Source organism: Winogradskya consettensis (genome assembly GCF_018332715.1).
GTDB lineage: Bacteria > Actinomycetota > Actinomycetes > Mycobacteriales > Micromonosporaceae > Actinoplanes > Actinoplanes consettensis.
In genome coordinates this window covers 1-21,614 of record NZ_BOQP01000083.1, presented here as the reverse complement: position 1 = coordinate 21,614, position 21,614 = coordinate 1, and the positions used below count along the sequence as shown (strand labels likewise).

Annotated in this window: 16 protein-coding genes; 12 read left to right on the top strand and 4 right to left on the bottom strand. The window is 68.1% G+C overall.

Going from position 1 to position 21,614, the window contains the following annotated elements; translation table 11 throughout:
* Positions 1 to 52 precede the first annotated feature (52 nt).
* Positions 53 to 547, bottom strand: coding sequence for a methylated-DNA--[protein]-cysteine S-methyltransferase (locus tag Aco04nite_RS47940; RefSeq protein ID WP_213003831.1), 495 nt, complete (start codon positions 545 to 547; stop codon positions 53 to 55).
* A gap of 83 nt (positions 548 to 630) precedes the next feature.
* Between Aco04nite_RS47940 and Aco04nite_RS47935 the strand changes: the two genes are divergently transcribed.
* Both Aco04nite_RS47935 and Aco04nite_RS47930 read left to right on the top strand, forming a co-directional pair.
* Positions 631 to 1,131 (top strand): SigE family RNA polymerase sigma factor, encoded by a 501-nt coding sequence (locus Aco04nite_RS47935; protein ID WP_244876838.1) that lies wholly within the window; start codon positions 631 to 633, stop codon positions 1,129 to 1,131.
* On the top strand, positions 1,128 to 2,174 hold the full coding sequence (locus Aco04nite_RS47930; protein ID WP_213003829.1) for a WD40 repeat domain-containing protein: 1,047 nt from the start codon (positions 1,128 to 1,130) through the stop codon (positions 2,172 to 2,174). Before Aco04nite_RS47935 ends, Aco04nite_RS47930 begins: the two co-directional genes overlap by 4 nt.
* Before the next feature lies 1 nt (position 2,175).
* Here the strand turns inward: Aco04nite_RS47930 and Aco04nite_RS47925 are convergent, their stop codons facing one another.
* On the bottom strand, positions 2,176 to 3,606 hold the full coding sequence (locus Aco04nite_RS47925; protein WP_213003828.1) for a CCA tRNA nucleotidyltransferase: 1,431 nt from the start codon (positions 3,604 to 3,606) through the stop codon (positions 2,176 to 2,178).
* Positions 3,607 to 3,655: 49 nt separating this feature from the next.
* Here Aco04nite_RS47925 and Aco04nite_RS47920 point away from each other — a divergent pair, with 49 nt between their 5' ends.
* The 8 genes from Aco04nite_RS47920 to Aco04nite_RS47885 all read left to right on the top strand — a co-directional run bounded on the left by Aco04nite_RS47920 (position 3,656) and on the right by Aco04nite_RS47885 (position 12,663).
* Positions 3,656 to 4,555, top strand: a complete 900-nt coding sequence (locus Aco04nite_RS47920; protein WP_213003827.1) for a hypothetical protein — start codon at positions 3,656 to 3,658, stop codon at positions 4,553 to 4,555.
* 52 nt (positions 4,556 to 4,607) lie between these two features.
* A complete protein-coding gene (gene murJ / locus Aco04nite_RS47915) occupies positions 4,608 to 6,473 on the top strand; it encodes a murein biosynthesis integral membrane protein MurJ (RefSeq protein WP_213003826.1) in 1,866 nt (621 codons plus the stop codon).
* Positions 6,474 to 6,653: 180 nt separating this feature from the next.
* Complete coding sequence (locus Aco04nite_RS47910) at positions 6,654 to 8,204, top strand: protein kinase family protein (RefSeq protein WP_239158878.1); 1,551 nt, start codon at positions 6,654 to 6,656, stop codon at positions 8,202 to 8,204.
* A 91-nt stretch (positions 8,205 to 8,295) separates the two neighbouring features.
* Positions 8,296 to 9,012: an RNA polymerase sigma factor SigM gene (sigM, locus tag Aco04nite_RS47905; RefSeq protein WP_213003825.1), complete on the top strand. Its 717-nt coding sequence runs from the start codon at positions 8,296 to 8,298 to the stop codon at positions 9,010 to 9,012.
* On the top strand, positions 9,009 to 9,902 hold the full coding sequence (locus tag Aco04nite_RS47900) for an RsmA family anti-sigma factor (RefSeq protein ID WP_213003824.1): 894 nt from the start codon (positions 9,009 to 9,011) through the stop codon (positions 9,900 to 9,902). Before sigM ends, Aco04nite_RS47900 begins: the two co-directional genes overlap by 4 nt.
* A 141-nt stretch (positions 9,903 to 10,043) precedes the next feature.
* Entirely contained in the window at positions 10,044 to 11,003 is a 960-nt protein-coding gene (gene trxB, locus Aco04nite_RS47895; protein ID WP_213003823.1) for a thioredoxin-disulfide reductase, read from the top strand.
* A 34-nt stretch (positions 11,004 to 11,037) separates the two neighbouring features.
* Entirely contained in the window at positions 11,038 to 11,361 is a 324-nt protein-coding gene (trxA, locus tag Aco04nite_RS47890) for a thioredoxin (RefSeq protein WP_213003822.1), read from the top strand.
* Positions 11,362 to 11,511: 150 nt separating this feature from the next.
* Entirely contained in the window at positions 11,512 to 12,663 is a 1,152-nt protein-coding gene (locus Aco04nite_RS47885; RefSeq protein WP_213003821.1) for an N-acetylmuramoyl-L-alanine amidase, read from the top strand.
* A gap of 36 nt (positions 12,664 to 12,699) precedes the next feature.
* On the opposite strand, the gene Aco04nite_RS47880 is transcribed toward Aco04nite_RS47885, so the two are convergent.
* A complete protein-coding gene (locus Aco04nite_RS47880) occupies positions 12,700 to 13,365 on the bottom strand; it encodes a GNAT family N-acetyltransferase (RefSeq protein ID WP_203837294.1) in 666 nt (221 codons plus the stop codon).
* Between the two features lie 217 nt (positions 13,366 to 13,582).
* Between Aco04nite_RS47880 and Aco04nite_RS47875 the strand changes: the two genes are divergently transcribed.
* Both Aco04nite_RS47875 and Aco04nite_RS47870 read left to right on the top strand, forming a co-directional pair.
* On the top strand, positions 13,583 to 14,887 hold the full coding sequence (locus Aco04nite_RS47875; protein WP_213003820.1) for an aminotransferase-like domain-containing protein: 1,305 nt from the start codon (positions 13,583 to 13,585) through the stop codon (positions 14,885 to 14,887).
* Complete coding sequence (locus Aco04nite_RS47870) at positions 14,884 to 15,858, top strand: D-alanine--D-alanine ligase family protein (RefSeq protein WP_438875012.1); 975 nt, start codon at positions 14,884 to 14,886, stop codon at positions 15,856 to 15,858. The genes Aco04nite_RS47875 and Aco04nite_RS47870 overlap by 4 nt, the downstream gene beginning before the upstream one ends.
* 1,352 nt (positions 15,859 to 17,210) lie before the next feature.
* Here Aco04nite_RS47870 and Aco04nite_RS49460 read toward each other — a convergent pair.
* Complete coding sequence (locus tag Aco04nite_RS49460) at positions 17,211 to 18,107, bottom strand: hypothetical protein (protein ID WP_244876840.1); 897 nt, start codon at positions 18,105 to 18,107, stop codon at positions 17,211 to 17,213.
* Positions 18,108 to 21,614 lie beyond the last annotated feature (3,507 nt).

The window sequence follows — 21,614 nt, the reverse complement described above, 5'->3', positions numbered from 1 at the left end:
CGGACCATTCACACGGTCCGGGCTTTGCTGTTACCCGAAGAAACCCCAGGGGCTATTCGCCGGCGAAACCCCAGGCCCGCTCGAGGCTGACCCGGGCTTCCAGCTCCAGCAGCTGACGCTTGCGGGGCAGGCCGCCACCGAAGCCGACCAGTTTGTTGCCGGCGCCCACCACGCGGTGACAGGGGACCAGGACGGGCACCGGGTTGCGGTTGCAGGCGGTGCCGACCGCACGCGCCGCCCCCACATCACCGAAAGCTTTGGCGATATCGCCGTAGGTGCGCGTCTCCCCATAAGGGATCTTGGCGATCTCGGCCCAGACGAACCGCTCGAACGACGAGCCGCCCCGCATCGAGATCGGCACAGTGAATTCCGTCACCGTGCCCGCGAAGTAGCCCTCCAACTGTTCAACAACAGCCGACTTATCCGATAAATCGGTAACGGGCGAGGCACCGAACCGCACCCCGATCACCGTCCCGCCGTCGAAACCGTCGAACTCGTCGAGTTCGACACCGAGCGGCCCGATCGGAGAATCCACCACCAACCTCATGTGGCGATTGTGCCCGCAACCCCCGGTAAAAAAGGCGTGCAAACTTTCCGGGCCCGCCCGCGTCTGTAAGGGCGGAGGTGATCGTGGAGACGGAATTCACCGCCTTTGTGGCGGAGCGCTCGCATGCCCTGGTCCGGGTGGCGTACGCGCTGACCGGTGACCAACGGGCCGCCGAGGACCTGGTGCAGGGTGCGCTGGCCAAGGCGTACGCCCGATGGCCCCGGATCCGCGGCGAGGCTGAGCCCTACGTGCGCCGGATCATCTACAACGACCGCGCCTCGGGCTGGCGCCGCCGGGCCCGGCACGCGGAGCTCACGATGGCCGAGCTCCCCGACCGCCCGGCTCCCGGCAGCCTCGATCACGACGCCACGGTGCGCCTCGTGCTGCGGCAGGCCCTGCTCGCCCTTCCCCCACGCCAGCGCGCCGTCCTCGTGCTGCGCTATCTCGAGGATCGCTCGATCGAGGAGACTGCCGAGGTGCTGGGCTGCCGGCCGGGAACGGTCGCGAGCCAGGCCGCACGCGGGCTCGCCAAGCTGCGCCAACTGGTCCCCGAACTCGATCTGGCCGCGGAGGTGCTGCGATGAACGATCTGCTCCGACAGGCGATCCGCGAGATGGCCGACGAAACCCGCCCCGCAGGCGATCTCGCAGTCGGTGCGATGGCCCGGGGACGGCAGCTCCGACGACGGCGCAGAGCCGCGGTGGGTGCGGCCGCTGCTCTGCTCGTCCTTATTACCTTCATCCCGTACGCCGTCCTGCGCGACACCCACCGCCAGGAGACACCCGCCGTCGACCCGACGCCCACGCCCACGATCGGGCACCCGCCCTGGTCACCCGACAAACCGTTCGGCCTGCCCGGCGGCTGGATGGTCACGGGACTGGCCGGGGACACCGACGCCGTGTTCGACACCGGGACAGGCAAGTACCGGCTGCTGGAGAAGGACTTCACCGGCATCTGGGTTTCGCCTGACGCGCGCTACGCGGCCGTCACCGACGACATCCACCCGTACATAGGGCTCCTTGATCTGCACAGCCAGCGACTGACCTGGACCACCGTCGGTTTTGTGCTCGAGCCGCAGTGGTCCTCCGACAGCGCCAGCCTGCTGCTGACCGGGACCGATCGCTTCACCGTGATCACCGCGGCGACGGGCAAGGTGCACCGGCATCCACTGGACGAGCGGTTCTCGTGCCTCGACTACTGCCTCTACACGTGGCTGCCGGGCGACAAGGAGGTCGCGCTCGCCAAGGTCGGCGTCAACGGTTCGGAGACCAACGGCCCGACGGTGTCCGCCCTGACGGTGCTCGACGCGACGACGGGGGAGTGGACCCGTGACCTGGCCGTTCCCGGGGTGCCACCGGGCCAGGACGCCTGGTCACCCGATGGCTCGATGGTCATCGTCCGCGGCGACGGCAAGGAGCCGAACCTGCTCCGGATCGCCGACGTGACAACCGGGAAGATTCGCACCCGGCTCGCGACCACCAGGGCGTTCTTCATCAGCGACGACCGCATCATCGGTTTCGAGAACGGCACGGCGGTGCTCATGGATCTGCGTGGCCGGGCGATCGCGAAACAGGACTTCCCGGAAGAGCTGACCGATCTTTCCCTGAGCTACGGCCCAGGTAGATAGGTCAGGGGGTGTGGCCCTGCTCCCGCGCCCAGCGCAGGAGCTCGGCCTCCGCCTCGTCACGCGGCATCGGCCCGCGGTCGAGGCGCATCTCCTTCAGGTAGCGCCACGCCTGACCCACGATCGGGCCCGGCGGCACGCCCAGGAGCTCCATGATCGCGTTGCCGTCGAGGTCGGGGCGCACCCGCGCCAGGTCCTCCTCGGCCTCGATCCGGGCGATCCGCTCCTCCAGCGCGTCGTAGTCCGCGGACAGTCCGGCGGCCTTGCGCTTGTTGCGGGTCGTGCAGTCGGAGCGGGTGAGCTTGTGCAGGCGGGGGAGCAGCTCGGCGGCGTCCGTCACGTAACGGCGCACCGCGGAGTCGGTCCACTCGCCCCGGCCGTACCCGTAGAAGCGCAGGTGCAGCGCGACCAGCTGAACCACCTCGCTGGTCACGTCCTTGGGGAACTTCATGGCGCGCATGCGCTGCTTGGTGAGCCGGGCACCGACCACCTCGTGGTGGTGGAAGCTGACCCGGCCGTCGCGGCCGACGGCCTTGGTCGCCGGCTTGCCCACGTCGTGCATGAGCGCCGCCATCCGCAGGATGAAGTCCGGACCGGCCTCACCCTCGAGCCGTACGGCGTTCGCGACCACGATCAGCGTGTGCTCGTAGACGTCCTTGTGCTGCGCGTGCTCGTCGATCTCCAGCTTGAGCCCGGTGAGCTCCGGCAGGAACCGGTCGGCGAGCCCGGTGTCGACCAGCAGTCGCAGGCCACCGACCGGGTCGGCGCCGCTGAGCAGCTTGGTGAACTCGTCACGGATCCGCTCGGCGGTGATGCGGTCGAGGTCGGCGGCCATCGCGGTCATCGCCGCGATCACCCCCGGATCCACCGTGAAGCGGAGTTTCGCGGCGAACCGGGCAGCACGCAGCATCCGAAGTGGATCATCACCGAAGGACTCCTCCGGCCGCGACGGCGTCCTGATCAGCTGCGCCGCGAGATCCTCGAGCCCGCCGTACGGATCGGTGAAGACGTGACCCGGGAGGCTCACCGCCATCGCGTTGATCGTGAAGTCCCGGCGGCGCAGGTCGTCGAGGAGGTTGTCGCCGTACTCGACGGTCGGGTTGCGGGTGACCCCGTCGTACGACTCGGCGCGATAGGTGGTGATCTCGATCCGGAGACCGTTCTTCTGGATCCCGATCGTGCCGAACTCGCGGCCGGTCTCCCAGATCGCGTCGGCCCAGCCCTTGACCAGCTCGAGCGTGCGCTCGGGGCGGGCATCCGTGCAGAAGTCGAGGTCATCACCGAGGCTGCCGAGCAGGGCGTCACGCACCGAGCCGCCGACCAGGTGCAGCTCATGGCCGGCGGCGCCGAAACGGCGCCCCAGCTCATCGGCGACAGGGGAGACCCGCAACAGCTCCTGGACGGCGTTGCGTTGGGCCGTGTTCAACACAGACATGGGACTACCAGGGTATCGGTCGTGGCGGTCACCGAGCGCAGCGGGCAGGATGGGACCCGTGCCCGTACCCGAGGCGCTGCGCCGTCTCAGCGAGGATCCCCTTTTCTGGTCCCTCCTGCGGGCGGAGGGCGGCGCGCTTTCCGAACCCGATCCGACCCACTTGAGGGTCTCCTTTCCGATCACTGACGGTTACGGCCTGGTGCTCGACATCGACCTGACTACCGGCGAGCAGGCGCTGGGCCTGCGCGAGCCGGCGACCAGCGAGCCGGTCCAGTTGGGCTGGGTCGCGCCGGGCCACGTCTTCCCCGCCGCGTTGCACTGGCACGAGCTCGAGCTCTTCGCCAAGGTGATCGCGCTGGACGATCCCACGGTTCCGCACCCCGGCCTGGTCGTGGCGTTGCTCGGGCCGTTCGCGCCGGTCTCCGGGGAGGACGACGAGAGCACGGTGGCGGCGGTGCGCGAGGCCGCGTACCGATCGCTGCGCCGGGCGGTCCCCCCGCCCGAGCCCTCCGGTCCCGAGCAGGCACCGCTTCCGCTCTTCGCCGCCGAAAACTGGTGGCCCAGGCAGCCGGAGCCGTCACCCCAGGTGCTCGACGAGGCCGCCGTCGCGGCCTACAGCGCCCCGGCCACCGCACGGCTCGAGGTTCGCACGGGCAAGCGCTTCCCCCACGAAGGTCTCACCGATCTCGTACGCAGGGCAGCCCGCCGGCTGGCCGAGCTCCCCGACGAACAGCTCTACGACCGGGTGCGCCCCCTCGCCCGGCACATCGCGGACACCGGCGACCTGGGGACGGTGAACGCGTTGCTCGGTGTCCTGACCGAGGCGGGCTGCGATCATCCGACGGTCCTCGACGCGCTCAGCGAGCCGCTCGTGCCGATCGAGGCGTGCTGGATGGTGGAGACGCTGGCGGGTGCGGCGCCCGGCACACTCCTGCGCCGCCATGTCTGACGCACCTCATAGTTAGGGTGGCGTCTGTGTTCGTACCCCTGGGGAGGTCTTGGTGAGCGGCGGCATCTACCGCAGCGCGCACGCCGCGCCCGATGGTGAGCCGGAAGAGGTCGACGAAGCCACCTTCATGGTCTCCGTCGACAACACCGGAACTTTCCCCACCGCGGCCGGCGATCAGGCGCTGCCACCGGAGGTCATCCCGGCCTCGGTGCAGGACGGCGGTGGCACCGTCTACGGCAGCAGCACCGCGAGCCGGGGCGGAGCCGTCTATGGCGCCGAACCGGAGGCCGAGGTCGCGGCTCCGGCCGAGTCGGAGCGCAGCACCGCCGGCAACAGCGCGGTCATGGCGGTCGGCAGCCTGGTCAGCCGGATCATCGGCTTTGTCCGCAACATGCTGATCGGCATGACGCTGGGCAAGGCGATCGGTGACCCGTACACCAGCGCCCAGTTCCTCCCGAACCAGATCTACGAGCTGCTGCTCGGGGGCATCCTCTCCAGCGTGCTGATCCCGCTGCTGGTGCGGCGGCGCAAGGCGGACCCGGACGGCGGCCAGCTGTTCACCCAGCGGCTGCTCACCCTCGCCGTGGTCGCGCTCGGCATCGCGACGGTGCTGGTGACCGTGGCCGCCCCGGTGATCGCGACCATCCAGTCGAGCAGCGGCGCGGCACCCGGCTACCAGCATCTGGTCACCCAGCTGTCGTACCTCATCCTGCCGATCATCTTCTTCACCGGCATCTCCGCGCTGATCGGCGCCGTCCTCAACGTCCGCGGGCACTTCGCCGCGCCGATGTGGGCCCCGATCCTCAACAACCTGGTCGTCATCGCGACCTGCGGTGCCTTCATTCTGTTCTTCGGTACGGCCCGCGGGCTGACCGCCGAGGACATGACGTCCGGCCGGATCGCGGTGATCGGCGGCGGCACCCTGCTCGGCATGGTCGTCCAGGCCATCGGGCTGCTCCCGGCGCTGCGCAAGGTCGGCTTCAGCTGGAGCTGGCAGTGGAACCCGCGGGCCCTGGGCCTGAGCGAGATCGGCGGCCTGGCCGGCTGGATGCTCGTCTACGTCGGCGCCAACCAGATCGCGGTCTTCCTGGTCGCCCGGGTGCTCAGCGGCGTCTCCGGTGACGACAACGCGAGCCTGCTCGCCTTCAACAACGTCTTCCTGCTGACGATGATGGCGCACGGCATCATCGGCGTCTCCGTGATGACGGCGCTGCTGCCGAAGATGAGCGCGGCCGCCGCCGAGGGCCGGTTCTCCGACGTCAGCGACGACCTCAGCCGCGGGATCCGGCTCACGACCACGGCACTCGCCCCGATCTGTGTGGTCTACGGCGTGCTCGGCGTACCCATCTCCGTCACCCTCTTCCAGGGTGGCGCGCTCACCTCGGCCCAGGCGTTCGCGATCGGCGGGGTGCTCGTCGTCGCCGCGTTCTGCGTGATCCCGCTGTCGATCAGCTACCTGTGCACCTATGCGTTCTACGCGCTGCAGGGCAACCGCACCGTCGCACTGATCAACCTGCCGGTTGTCGCGCTCCGGATCGTCGGTTATTTCTTCGTCGCCCAGGTCCTCTCCGAATCCTTGTCCGCGGCCGGCATGACGGCGGCGAACGCGGTCTCCTACCTCCTGTCCGCCGTGATCTCGCTGGCTCTGCTGCGCCGCCGGATCGGCCGGTTGAACCTCGGCTCGGTAGCCCGTGCCCTGGTGAAGGTCGTGGTGGCCGCGGCGATCGCGACGGTGGCCGGCCTGCTGATCGTCAATCTGCTCCCCGGCGGCGACACGCCCGGGCGCGGCGCGGCCATACTTCAGGTCGTGATCGGCGGTGGGGCGATCATGCTGGTATACCTCGTGGCAGCTACGCTGCTCAAGGTTCACGAGGTGAGCCAGGTCGTCGGGATGGTGCGCCGCAAAATCGGCCGTTGATCGCCTGGCCGTGAAGTTGTCAAAAACCCGCTGAACAGTTATTTCCAACGCTCCGACCGGCCTAAACGGCCCTGGCGGGCAGCCTTTGACGGGTGCCGCGCGCAGGGATGAACTGTGGGACCTTGCTCCCGGGCGGGTAAGGTCGTGAGCGACACGTGCGGACTCACCGAGGGAGGACGGGTGACCCAGGTCGGCGAAGGCCACGAGACCGCGGCCGACGAGGCCGGACCGGTCATGACCTTCGGTGCTCCTACCGTCGGTGAGATCCTGGCCGAGCGTTATCAGCTCGAAGAGCACGTCAACAACGACAGTGCTGGCCGGCAGGTCTGGCGGGGCATCGATGTGATTCTCCGGCGTCCCGTGGCGGTCGTGCTGCGGCACCCGGGCGGCGATTCTGCGACTGAAATGCTGCAGGCGGCGGTCGACGCGAGTCGCGTGATCCACCCCAATCTCGTCGGCGTCTACGACGCCATCGACGAGGGCGAGCGCGCCTACGTCGTGCGCGAGTGGGTCGACGGCGAGGCGCTGCGCGAGCTGGTGGGACGCGACGGTCCGATGGACCCGAGACGTGCCACCGCGATCGCACACTCGCTCGCCGACGCACTTACCGCGGTGCACGCGACCGGAATGGTGCACGGCAACGTCCACCCCGGAACGACACTCATCGGCGACGACGGCCGGGTGGTGCTGGCTGACGCCCGCGCCGACTCAGCCGACAGCACCGAGCGCGACGTCCGCGCCGTCGGCGGCATCCTCTACTACTCCCTGACCGGTCACTGGCCACACGCCGAGGCTGGTCACCCCTCCACGCTGCCCGACGCCAACCGCGACGGAAACGGCACCCTCACCACGCCCCGGCAGAGCCGCGCCGGCGTCCCGGCCTACCTCGACGATCTGACGATGGATCTGCTCGACCGCCGGGTCACCGCCCCCACGGCCGAGGCCCTGACCGTGGAGCTCTCCCGCCTCGACTCGTCCTCCGACGACGACTACGAGGATGTCGGCCCGCTGCGCTTCGCCCAGGGCAGCGCGTCGGAGCCGGTCCGGAGCACCCGCAAGATCTTCATCGGTGTCGCGGTGCTCGCCGTGATCGCCGTGATCGGGCTCGTCTTCGGCATCCGCGCGATCGGTGACTCCGGCAACGACCAGCTGGCAAGCTCGCCCGACGCCAGCACGGCCCCGCAGACGGACGCGCAGGGTAACGACGGCGGCACCAGCACCGACGCCCCGTCAGCGACACCCAAGAAGTTCGCGCTGACCGCGGACAACGTCCGCATCGTCGACCCGCCCAAGACCGACCGCGCCGACACCGGCAAGGCCAAGGGCACGGTCGACGACGATCCCGACACGGTGTGGAAGACGCAGGGCTACACCACCGCTAACTTCGGCGGGCTCAAGCCCGGCATGGGGATTTTGATCAACCTCAAGTCGGCCAAGCACATCTCCGAGGTCCGCGTGGAGACCTCCGTGCCCGGTGTGACGATGGATGCGCGGACCGGCACGGTGGACCCGGGTGACAACAACAGCGGCGACGACAAGATCGTCAAGACCTACAAAAAGGTCAACGACAACTCGCCCGAGAAGACCTCGGGCACTACCGAGCTGCTCACCGGCTTCGAGGCCGACCAGACGTACCAGTACATCCTGGTCTTCATCTCGAAGCTGCCGCAGGACGACGACGGCAGCTACCGCGTCAGCGTCCAGAACATCTCGGTCTACGGCACCGACTGAGCACCTGACGAAAGCCCCGCTGACACGGTCGGCGGGGCTTTCTGCTGTCCGTGGTTCCAACCCGATGGCGGTCCTGGGCTAAATTGCTCGCGTGACTACTGGCGGCGCTCCCGGCGGTGCGGACCTTCCTGGGCCGACCGATGCAGAGCTGCTGCGCGCCCACGTCGAGGGCGACCCGCTCGCGTTCAACGAGCTGGTCCGGCGGCATCGCGACCGGTTGTGGGCCGTGGCGCTGCGCACCATCGGCGACCGCGAGGAGGCCGCCGACGCCGTGCAGGACGCCCTGCTGTCGGCACACCGGGCGGCGGCGCGTTTCCGGGGCGATTCGCAGGTCACCACCTGGCTGCACCGCATCGTGGTGAACGCCTGCCTCGACCGGATCCGCCGCCGGCAGGCGCACCCCACCGTGCCACTGCCCGACGGTAGCCACGCCGACAAGGGCGGCACAGGCCCCGAGCCCGCGGCGCCGGCCCACGATCACGACACCGCGCTCGTCGTCCGTGCCGCGCTGGCCGAGCTGCCGGCCGAGCAGCGGGCCGCATTGGTCCTGGTCGACGTGCAGGGCTACGCGGTGGTCGAGGCCGCGCAGATCCTCGGGGTCGCCGAGGGCACCATCAAGAGCCGGTGTGCCCGCGGCCGGGCCCGGATGGCGGTCGCGCTGAAGCACCTGAGAACCGGCGTCGACCCGGAGCCGGCGAGAGACCGGGATCACTCCGGGAACCAAGCCGGTGAAAAGCGCGTCTCAACCGGGTCGAGCAGTGCAGCCGGACCGCATCCCGGTCCGGGTGACAGAGGGGAACAGCCGTGACCGGGGCAGAGTTCAGCGAGGTCGACTTCGACCTGCTGGCCGACTATGTCGGCGGCGCGCTGGACGGCACCCCCGAGGAGGCGACGGTCGCCCGGCTCATCGCCGACGATCCGGCCTGGCAGGACGCTTATGTGGAGCTTTCCGCGAGTGTCGGGGTCATCTCCGGGGCACTGCGCAGCTGGGGCGCCGAGCCCGAGCCGATGCCCGACGACATCGTCGCCCGCCTCGACGCCGTGCTGCTGAACGCTGATCATGCCGCGCTGCTGAGTGCTGATCTCGCGGCGCCGGGCTCCGAGCCTGAGGGCGTTACTCCTGTCCGGCACCTGGTCGGCGTACCCAACGATCGATCCCGGTCAAAGACGGCCCGGCGGCTGAAGTGGGCCGCACCCATCGGCATTGCTGCTGTTTTCCTCGGTTTCCTAGGTTTTGGGTTACAGCAGCATCAATCGTCCGAAACTGCGAGTGACTCGACCGCGGCGGAGGGCATGCCGCAGACGCTGGCGGTCGGGCCGGAGATCGCCGAGCCGCTGGCCAGCGGCAGGAACTACACGCCGGAGACGCTGGCCCAGAGCGCCAAGGTCCCTTCCGGCGATGCACGCATCAATGGGCAGGATCCGGCCCCTCGGAGCAAGAGCTCCATGGCGGACGACACCGCGCTCAGCAATCTGCGGGTGCAGGACGTGCTGCTCGCCTGTCTCGACGCGATCGCGGGGGAGAACGGCGCCGGCCCCATCACCCCGGCGAGCCTCGACTACGCCCGGTTCCAGGGGGTTCCGGCGTTGATCGTGCAGTTCAGCGCCACCAACGGAAGCTGGGTCTGGGCCGCCGGCGCGGACTGCGGATCGCCCGGTTCCGGCGCCGCCAAGCTCGCCGCCGTACGGGTAGGCTGAGCGCTACATTCGCTCGTTGTGAGGCCGCCCACTATGCCGCGGCCCACAAGCCGTGACGCGCGGGAATGATGCTCTCTTACCATGACGTTCTAGCGTGCGTATGTCGCCGTGTCACGGCGATACCAGACTGAGGAGTCGGCAGTGGACGAGGTCCGCAATCTGATCATCATCGGCTCGGGGCCGTCCGGCTACACCGCCGCGCTGTATGCGGCCCGGGCCAACCTGAAGCCGCTGGTCATCGAGGGCGTCCAGTCCGGTGGCGCGCTGATGACCACCACCGAGGTCGAGAACTTCCCCGGGCACCCCGACGGGATCATGGGCCCCGAGCTCATGGACAACATGCGCAAGCAGGCCGAGAAGTTCGGCGCCGAGTTCATCACCGACGACGTGACCCGCGTCGAGCTCGGTGACAAGCCGACCGAGGCCGGCACCGAGGGGCTCAAGACCGTCTGGGTGGGCGAGAAGGAATACTTCGCCCGCGCGGTCATCCTCTCCACCGGTTCCGCCTGGCGCCGGCTCGGCGTGCCCGGCGAGGACGAGCTCCTCGGCCACGGTGTCTCGTCCTGTGCCACGTGTGACGGCTTCTTCTTCCGCAAGCAGAACATCATCGTGGTGGGCGGTGGCGACTCCGCGATGGAGGAGGCCACGTTCCTGACCCGCTTCGCCGACACCGTGACGATCGTGCACCGCCGCGACTCGTTCCGGGCCAGCAAGGTGATGCAGCTGCGTGCGATGAACAACGAGAAGATCAAGATCGAGTGGAACTCCGCCGTCGAGGAAATTCTCGGCGATGACGGCAAGGTCTCCGGTGCGCGTTTGCGCAACGTCGAGACCGGGGAGACCAAGGTTCTGGACGTCACCGGCGTCTTCGTCGCGATCGGTCACGACCCGCGCAGCGAGCTGTTCAAGGGTCAGATCGCGATGGACGACGACGGTTACGTCAAGGTTGACTCCCCGTCCACCCGGACCAACATCCCCGGCGTGTTCGCCGCCGGCGACCTGGTCGACCACACCTACCGTCAGGCCATCACGGCCTCGGGCACCGGCTGCGCCGCCGCACTGGACGCCGAGCACTTCATCGCGTCATTCATCGAGCTGTAAATCACCGGGTAAAGCTGTAACCAGGAGGTCCGAAGTGGGAGCAAACCAGGCCGTCACCGACGCCACTTTTACGAGTGACGTGCTGCAGTCCGACAAGGTGGTTCTTGTCGACTTCTGGGCCGAGTGGTGCGCACCGTGCAAGAAGGTCGACCCGCTGCTCGTGGAGATCGCTGCCGAGATGGGCGACCGCGTCAAGATCGTCAAGCTCAACATCGACGAGAACCCGGAGACCGCCCGGGCCTACCGGGTGATGTCCGTGCCGACGCTGACCCTGTTCAAGGGTGGCGAGCCGGTCAACTCCGTCGCCGGTGCCAAGCCCAAGGGCGCCCTGGTGAACTTCATCGAGTCGGCTCTCTAAACGACGTGTTCGCAACGCCTCGCATCCACCCGGATGCGGGGCGTTGTTCTTTGACCCTCCCCTCCCTGGCAACACCCTCGCCGTCCGGCCACCCGGGACATTGAGGAGTACGCTCCGGGAGACTTTCCCCCAGCCTTTAGGGAGCCGTGCGTGCGCTCGATCCGACGTGGAGACACCGGTCCGGCCGTCGAGGAGATCCGGTCGATTCTGGTGGATCTCGAGCTGCTGGAGACGGGGGGCACCGAGTTCGACGATGCCACCCAAACGGCCGTGCGTGCCTTCCAGCAGAGCCGCGGCCTCGGCGTCGACGGCATCGTCGGCACCGAAACCTGGGCGACGCTCGACGGCGCCCGCTGGAAACTTGGTGCGCGCACCCTGTTCCACTCGGTGCCCACGTTCCTGGTCGGCGAGGACGTCCGGACCCTGCAGGAGCGCCTGCTCGAGATGGGCTTCGACACCGGTCGCGCCGACGGCATCTACGGCCCCCGCACCGCCCGGGCAGTCGCCCAGTTCCAGCGCGAGGTCGGCCTGACCCCCGACGGCTCCTGCGGGCCCAACACCATGAAGGCCCTGCGCCGGCTCGGCCGCAAGGTCGTCGGCGGGCGCCCCAACTGGCTGCGCGAGGCCGAGGCCTTCCGCCAGTCCGGCTCCAGCCTCGTCGGCAAGACCATCGTGATCGACCCGGGCCACGGCGGCGCCGACGATCCCGGCGTGGTCGTGCCCGACGGGCAGCTGCGGTGGAACGAGGCCGATCTCGTCTTCGACATCGCGACCCGGCTCGAGGGCCGGCTCGCCGCCGCAGGCATGCGGGTGCACCTGACCCGCGGTCCGGCGCCGACCCAGCCGATGACCGGGCAGGAGCGCGCGGCCCTGGCCAACAGCCTCGGCGCCGACCTGCTGATCTCGCTGCACCTCGACGGGCAGGAGACGCCCACCGCCGACGGCGTCGCGTCCTACCACTACGGCACCGGCAACGGGCTCACGTCGACGGTGGGGGAGCGGCTCGCCAACCTGGTGCAGCGCGAGATCGTCGTGCGCACGGGCATGCAGGACAACCGCATCCACGCCAAGACGTGGGAGCTTCTGCGGCTGACCCGCATGCCCACCGTACGGGTCGATCTCGGTTATCTGACTTCGCCCGTGGACCGTGAGCGGCTCGTCGACCCGCTCTTCCGCGAGCAGATCGTCGAAGCGATCCTGGCCGCCGTCCAGCGGATGTATTTCCCCGTCGAGGCCGACGTGCCCACCGGCTCGATCGACGTGCGCCAGCTGCGGCTCGCGCTCGCCTCACGCAACTCGTAAGTCTTCGGGCCGCGCGCCACGATCGTCGGCGCGCGACTATCCCTGCGTTGACGTTGTCGCTGCGGCCGGTCTGACCGGTCGCAGCAGCGTCTCCGGGCTCATCGAGCCGAGCAGCTTCTCCAGCGCGTATTCGACGTCGGACTTCCACGACAACGCCGTGCGCAGCTCCAGCCGCAGCCGCGGATACCGCGGATGCGGCCGCACCGTCTTGAACCCGACCGACAGGAAGAAGTCGACCGGTGCGACGCAGCCTTCCTCGCCCTCGCCGGCCTCACCGAACTTCTGGTCGCCGAACGCCTCGATCGCCTTCACACCGCGCTTGGTGAGATCACGCGCCACGCCCTGCACGAGCATCCGGCCCAACCCGCCACCGGCGAACGCGGGCACCACGTGCGAGGTCATCAGCAGCGCCGCATCGGCACTCACCGGGGACGTGGGGAAGGCCATCGACCGCGGAACGTACGCCGGCGGCGCGTACATGACGAACCCCGCCGGCATGCCGTCGACGTACGCGAGCTTGCCGCAGGAACCCCACTCCAACAGCGTCTGAGAAACCCAGGCCTCTTTCTCCAGACCTGGATCGCCGGAGGCGCAGGCCCGCTCGGCGGAGACCGGGTCGAGCTCCCAGTAGACGCACCCACGGCACGGCCGGGGTAGGTCCTCGAGAGTGTCGAGGGTCAGGTTGACCAGGCGTCGCGACATGGCGGGACCCCTTGAGAATCGGTGAGCTGTCCGGACCTGCGGCACGGTTCTTTGTCACGTGCATGCCCGCGCCCCCCGACGGATCCTACGCCGCAATCGTTCTGAACGGGAGCGGAACGGACCCGACCGGGTGTCCCGCCCGGTGGTCAACTTGGTTGAAGCCTTCCCTCGGACGTTTAGCATGGTCTTTCCGACAGACTGGTAGGGGTGACGCCGCATGACCGGCACGACTCAGGATGATTACACCGATCGCTACGCGCGGCGGGTCCGGGGAATGACCACTTCCGAGATCCGCGCCCTGTTCGCCGTGACGAGCCGCCCCGAGGTGGTCTCCCTGGCCGGCGGCTCGCCGTTCATCGCCGCGCTCCCGCTCGACGCGGTCGGCGAGATGATGGGCAAGCTCGCCAGCGAGATGGGCACGACCAGCCTTCAGTACGGCATCGGCCAGGGCACGATCGAGCTCCGCGAACGCATCTGCGAAGTCATGGCCCTCTCCGGCATCGACGCCTCCACCGGTGCCTCCCCCGACGACGTGGTGGTGACCGTCGGCGGACAGCAGGCCCTCGACCTGGTGGCACGGCTGTTCCTGGACCCGGGTGACGTGGTGCTCGCCGAGGGGCCGACCTACGTCGGCGCACTCGGCGTGTTCCAGGCCGCCCAGGCACAGGTACGCCACGTCGCAATGGACGCAGACGGCCTGATCCCCGCAGCCCTCGAAGCCGCCATCGCGCAGTCGGGCGGACGAGCCAAGTTCCTTTACACGATCCCGACGTTCCAGAACCCGACCGGCGTCACCCTGACCGAGGAGCGCCGCGAGCAGATCCTCGACATCTGCGAACGCCACGGACTGCTCGTGGTCGAGGACGACCCGTACGGAACGCTCAGCTTCGAGGGCGAGGCCCCACGTCCGCTGCGTGCCCGCAAACGCACAGGCATCCTCTACCTGAGCACCTTCTCCAAGACCTTCGCTCCCGGCCTGCGGGTGGGCTGGATCCTGGCCCCCCACGCCGTACGCGAAAAGCTCGTCATGGCCTCCGAAGCCAACATCCTCTGCCCCAGCGCGTTCGCACAGGGCGCCGTAACCCAGTACCTCGCCACCATGCCCTGGCGCGAACAGATCAAGATCTACCGCCAGGTGTACGCCGAACGCCGCGACGCCCTCCTCGACGCCCTGCGCGACATGATGCCGACCGGCACCACCTGGACCCACCCCAACGGCGGCCTCTTCGTCTGGGCCACCCTCCCCCCGGGCCTCGACTCCAAAGCCATGCTCCCGCGCGCCGTCGCGGCCCGTGTCGCCTACGTCCCCGGCACCGGCTTCTACGCCGACGGCAACGGCACGGGCAACATCCGCCTCAACTTCTCGTTCCCCCCGCCGGACCGCATCCGCGAAGGCGTCCGCCGCCTCTCCGGCGTCATGGAACAAGAGCTCGCCATGCGCGCGGTCTTCGGCCCCACCACCACACCCCACCACCGTCGTGGCCCAGCCGCCGCGGACACCCCCGGCCCCGACTTGGCATGATCACCCCCATGGGTACGTCCAAAGATCCGCATGTCCTCGTCCTCGCCGGCGGCCTCTCCTACGAACGCGACGTCTCACTGCGTTCCGGCCGCCGAGTCCTGGACGCCCTCCGCGCAACAGGCCTCTCAGCGGAGCTCCGCGACGCGGACGTAACCCTGCTCCCGACCCTGCAGGAAGACCCCCCGGACGCGGTCGTCATCGCCCTCCACGGAGCAACCGGCGAGGACGGCTCGCTCCGTGGAGTCCTGGACCTCTGCGGCGTCCCCTACGTAGGAAGCACCGCAGCATCAGCCCGCCTCGCCTGGGACAAACCGTCGGCAAAATCCCGGCTCCGCGAGGCGGGCATCCCCACCCCCGACTGGGTGGCGCTGCCCCACGACCGCTTCTCAGAACTCGGCGCCGAGGCCGTCCTCAGCCGAATCTCCGACCGCCTCGGCCTCCCCCTCATGGTCAAACCCGCCGAGGGCGGCTCAGGCCTGGGCGCCTCGGTCGCCCGAGAATCATCGGCACTCCCGGCGGCAATGGTCGGCTGCTTCGCGTACGACTCCACAGCCCTGGTCGAGAAATACGTAACCGGAACCTCGGTGGCAGTCTCAGTACTCGACCTCGGCGAGGGCCCATTCCCCCTCCCCGCCGTAGAGATCGTCCCCCGCAACGGCATCTACGACTACGCCGCCCGCTACACCGCCGGCCTCACCACCTGGCACACCCCCGCCAGACTCACCCCACCCGTAGCCGACGCCGTCGCCTCCCTAGCCCTGGCCGCCTACAAAGCCCTGGGCCTCCGAGACCTCTCCCGAGTCGACCTCATCGTCGACCCCCACGGCACCCCCCACGTCCTAGGCGTCAACGTCTCCCCAGGCATGACGGAAACTTCCCTGCTACCCCTCGCCGTCCAAACCGCAGGCCTGGACCTGGGCAAAATCCTCACCACCCTGGTCACCCAAGCCACAACCCGAACCCCTCACTAACCACCCCCACCTCAACCGCCCGAGTACGCCGGTCACCCCACCTCACACCGCCCGGCCACCCCACCTCACACCGCCCGGGTACGCCACCCCACCGCCCGGGCGTACCGGCCACCTCTCACCCCGCGGCCCGGGTACGCCGGCCAACTACCGTCCCTGGTCGCGAATGTCTCTCCCACGCGCCAGCCTCGGTTGCTTAGGCCCGCCCACTCACCGCCCCGGGTGCTTAGGCCATCCCCACCCCGCCAGCCGGTTCCATGGGTCGCTCCCATCCGCCAGCCCGGTTGTACGGTTGCACGGTTGCTCCATCCGTCAGCCGGTTACGTAGGCACATACTCATCGCCCCGGGTCCGCAGGCCACCTCACCGCCCGGCCCGGTGCCACCCACGCCCCACAACCCAGACGCCTGGGGCCACCCCGACCGCCCGCACCGTTACCGCCGGCGCCCCACCACCCAGGTCCTTGAGGGCGCCTCTTCACCGCCCTGTCCTCAGGTCTTCGATCCCCGCGCGCTAATTACTCCCGGTTGCGCGCCAACCTGGTGTCGACCTCCCAGTCAGGCTGTTCCGCACCGTGCAGGGTTGGTCGATCACACCGACACACCGCCGATCGTCACCGCGCCGAGCGGTCACGGCTGGCATTTGATCGGCTGGACATAACCCCCTCAGCACGACCTGAACAACGCCGGCAACACAATCAACCTGATCTCCACCACAACGGCATAGCCACGCCGTACTACTCGAACGGCTACCGAATGATCTCCAGTTCGCCGACACCCGGACCCTCCCAGTAGCCAGGAGAGAGGGCCAGATCCATCGCATCGCCGGCACGGCCTACAAAGCCGGCGACGTCTACCGCGAGCGCCAGTTCCCATAGGCGTGCGCCCCGACCGGGCTATCGCACCGATGTACGCGACGGCCACCATCGCTCGGCCCGTTTGCCCTACGCTCCCGGCATCACCAAACAGCGACTCCCACGTTCCGCGCTGCAGCATCCGACCCAGCATCACCGACGCCCCGCCACAACCCAGCCCGCCTCGACAATGCCGCACCCCGCCCGCCGCCAACGCCCCTAAACGCCGCACTCTCAAGCCGAGCCACCACCGCGGGCCACCACCACCGCGGGCCACCACCACCGCGGGCCACCACCACCGCGGGCCACCACCACCGCGGGCCGTTCCGGCCCATTCACCGATCTCCGGTGACCTACGGCGTCCTGGGCCTTCCCGTAGAGCCCTCCAGCGTCGACTTACTCAGGCCCTCGCTCGGCTCGTCGCGACTTACCGAAACCCAAGTCCTGGTCCAGGCCCAAATCCAAGCCCGGTCCAAGCCCGGCCCGGCCCAGGCCCTTGACGCTCACCCCGAGACGTCAGCCGGCGCATCACCGGCGGCATCCCGCGAGCCCGACTGCGTCGGAATGAATCGGCCGGTCGACTCAACACCAGCAGCCGTACCCGACCCTTTCGGCGTCCGCCCTGCCTCCACGGCGCTACCCATCTCCGTGTCGCCACTTTCCTCAGCACCACCGAACAGCCCTTCCCCGCCAACCAACTCCGGGGGAGTACCTACTTCCCGCACCTCAGTCGTCGCGCCCCCATCGTCCGCCGCAGACAGGACGACTGCGCCCCCGTCAGCGCTTCGGCTATCCACATCCTCACCACCGCCCATGTCCGTACGTCCGCCCAGCTCTTCTTGGCCGACGGTCTCGTGCGCGCCAACGGTGCTAGTAACGCCTGTCCCGGCTCCGGCCGGGGAGGCTTCGGCTAACGAGCGGGCACTGTCGGCGTACCCAAATGGTCTTGCATCAGTTTCGGATCCGCCTGCCGCAGCGCCGGTCTTGCCATCCTCTGCGACCACCTCACTGACTGCGTCGGGGGAGGTGGCGAACGTCGACGGCGACTGCCAATGGATGTGGGGTGGCTCGGCGATGGCACGCCCGCCGAACTCCGCAAGCCAGGCCGCGACATGGGCGAGGTTCTCGAGCCATTTCTCCTCCGGGATCACCGGAAGGATGTCGTCCCAGAGGGACAGGAATGTGCCCCGGAGTTGCAGCAACCCGTAGGGCCGAGCGAGGAACCACATGTGAAGGTGCGAGGAACCATCGCCCCAGCGATTCACGTGAACCCTGGCAACGCCGTCGAGCGATCGAACCGCCCGCTCCAACCGAACCGTCATGACCCCGAGCTCAGCGGCCAGCAGGTTGGTCAGATCACCGAGGTCGAGATGCGAACGACACTCAAGGATCAGCACCATGGGAAGCCCGGTCGGACGCTCCATCCCCCGAACCCGCCACCGCTCGCTAACCCAGATGTACGAGTCATCCGGGGTGTTACAAGCAACGCAGTCGCCAGCATCCTCACCGCTACGGGGAGGCTCCACGTCAACAGGCGCGTTCAGTCGCTTAACCCGCATGTCGCCCTCGAACGGGAAGGAGGGCCAGCGGGTGAAGTCCGGAAGCGAAGGCGTTTCGTCGGGCACGACGCTGACCCTAGTGCAGCTGGACGGCCATGTCCCGAGCCAATTTCCAGCCTGTGCATAACCCGCCCACACACCCCAGGAAAGCCGCCGCCACCTCTCACCCAATCACCCCCAGTGGATATCTCCGTACGCCCAAAGTTATCCACAGGAGTTATCCACAGGCCCCCCGGTTTCACGTGAAACGCGACGTCGCAGCACTACACCCCCTGTGGATACCGCTACACAGAACACCCATCCCATCGGCAATGTTTCACGTGAAACGCGCCTCCAAGTTTTTCAACAGCCCTTCCACACAGCTTGTGGATAGTGCCCTCCACCGATAGCTCGTCCACCCCCAACCACGAGAATGCGAGCAGCCTTCATCCGCTCGCAGCCATCGGTCGGCCAGCCACTCAGCACTGGCGATCTGCTCACCCGCCCCCACCCGAGACCCTCCGGCCACTCTGGCAATCGGTCTCCAACCCCTACCCTGCCGACGCCAAACCTCTCCTCAACCGCCAACTCCGCTACCGCGGGCCGCGAGCCGGCAGCCTTTCGTTTCTCGCAGGGAGCCCTGCGGGACCGGGCCCCGCTCGGCGGGCCTCTGTAACCAAGCTCTAGCCACCCAGCGCCTTGGTGATGAGCTTGGTTGATTCGGCGTGGTCGGTGTTCCTGAGTCCGCTCAATGGGGATGCCCGACGTCGCCACGACAGTCTTGAAGCCGGGGTCCCAAGCTTCCTGTGGGCAACGGCAATGCGTTTGGCGACAACCCCCTCCCTTCCTGCATCGGTGCCAACTCGCCGCAGCCGCAGCCGACGCCATGCCCATCTAGACCCCGAACTCGGCTGGCGGGATCAGTCCTCAGAGTCAGCTCATTGCTACCCCTACCGATCGCAAGGTGCCGGGGTTACGCCGCCCCGGCCACCGCCGACTCTCGGCCCGCAAATCCGAGGCCGCAAAATCCGCGATCGACCCTGCCATCACAAGCGTTCGCGGCCTGACCATTTGGGCGGCCCAACAGTGATCCGGCTTAGTGGCTGTGGGCGAGCACGGAACACGTGCCCCAAAACCAGATGGCCCGGCCTCAGCTGTCGCAGCGGGAAAGGGAGAATCGTCGGCGCTCAAATTCGATACAGGCTCAGACGCCTAGTTTGGACACAGCCCTCGCCGCATCCAGTCAGATTCAGCCACGGCGGTCGCCGGCTGCTTCGGGCGAGGCCCGATGTCGATCTCCTACCGAAACCCGACCAAGGTCAGATCCACCAACCGCCCATGGACACCTTCACCCCACGGAATCAACAGAAGCAGGTCGCGCAATCGAGCTAACCCTCAGCGTCCGACCAAGCCCTTCGCCGCCGTGCTCGCCCGGTCTACGTCCGCGCCAGTACTGCGGCAATCCCGGGGCGCCGATGCGCCGGGGTTGCCTGCCCGCTGCACCACGGGGCATACCAGATACCCAACCGATCCCTCTCGGCTTGTGCTGTTGAGAGTCATGCACGATTCGCAGCTGTCTCCACCCACCCGAAGATCTTTGACAGCGCATAGCTGAGTATGTGATCTCGGACGTTACAGCGCATCGCGCTGCTGCGCGGAGCCATCCCGCCGATTTTCCAGGTCTCACTCAGTAAGCCCCGCAAAGCCCAAACGCTCAGGGGCTACGAGTAGGGGAGCGCCTCCACCAGACCGCTTACGACTCGTGCTCGCGAGTCAGACTGGCAGCGGTCGAAGGTGGAACTCGGCCCGCAGATGGTCACCTGAGGATCAGGCCGTGGGCCGCGAGCGAACAGCCCTCGCTGACGAGGCTCTGTCGAATCGGGCCAGCCATCCCACAGACGGAGTTCAGCTCAGACGGTTCGGGGCCTGTCTGACCCTGACAAGCAACCGGTCTATCAAGCCTCACCACTCCGGATCTGGCCGCAGTTTCACGTGAATCATTCGATGGAGCATGCCCGGCTGCCCACAGGTCGGACGCCAGACAAGGTCCGACGGCGTCGTCCTTAGCAACGCCGCCTGACAGACCCAAATACTTCAGCCGGCGTTTAGCGCGAGCCCCGGTCAATCGCAGTGCAAGGACAACGGTCAGATCGACGGCCCTCCGGGCCGGCTCGAGAGTGCCACATCGGCGACGGTCATAGTCGAGCCCCTAGCGGCAAGCTGGGCTCTAGAACCAGGCCTTGAACGCTTCAGCGGGATAGACACGCCTCGGGCCACTCGACCGCCGGGTACGCAGTAACCAGCACGCTGCCCTCCCCAGGCGCACAGCTGCCCGGTCTACGGTCGGCGCCGGCAAATGCGGTTCCTCGGCATCCTGGGTCAGCGGAGATGGAGGCCTAATCCAGGGACCCCGTGATCGTGTCTCCCGACTCTGCGGTTCCCGAGGCACAGGCCCGTGGCGCGCCCGCCAACTAGCGAACTCCCGCTCCCATGCCAGAGCTCCCCGGCCCAGCGCCTGCATCCACCCGAACCTCGTAGGCCTACCAAACCCAGCATCAGTACGAGTTGGCACGACATAGCGGTCTCACGCCACTCTCATGCCGTCACCGAACAGCAAGCTCCAACCTCTTACTCGTAGTCAGCGCCCGCTGAATGAGCCGAATCCATCGTTGCCCTCCAAGATTCGTAACCTCGCAATCCCGCCTGAGGAAGTGACCGATGGGTGAGCGGCACCATGAGGACTTCGCGCTCCAGGCACTTCAAGAGCTAGACGGATGCCTCGGCCAACCACTGAGCCCTAAGCCGTTTCACGTGAAACGTAGGCTTCTGGTTCCCGGCCGCGCCCGGCCCCTTAGGGTCGCGTGGTACGAGGGCTCTCGCCGAGATCTATTGCTGTTCGCATCGCCTCAGACACGACCCGCTGCTCGAACGAACATCGCCTCCTTCGGGCTCCAAGGGGCGGCTGATCCGGCTACCTGACCGGGTCTTCGCACCGGCACGCCATCGCCCGGCCTGCCGCGCCTGCCGCCACGTTTCACGTGAAACAAGCCGAGAACTCGATAAGCCGCATCCACGCAGGCCTAAGCCACCCGATTGAAATCTACGGCCGTTGTGAGCCGATCAAGTTAGTAGCGGGAGCCGAGCCAGCCCGTGGGCAAGGATCGCCCTCAACCCGGCCTCTCGCTGCGGACGGCCCCTAGCGGACCGATAGAGGGAGAAGAGTCCGCACGGCACGTTTCACGTGAAACCGAAGCGCCGGCCAATCGTCGCTCACACCAACAGTCCGCCGCCTAGCCGGAAACTCGAACCTCGATGCCATTCCCGCGACCGCGGTATAGCCAGATTAAGGGGCTCCGGGCTCCGGGCTCC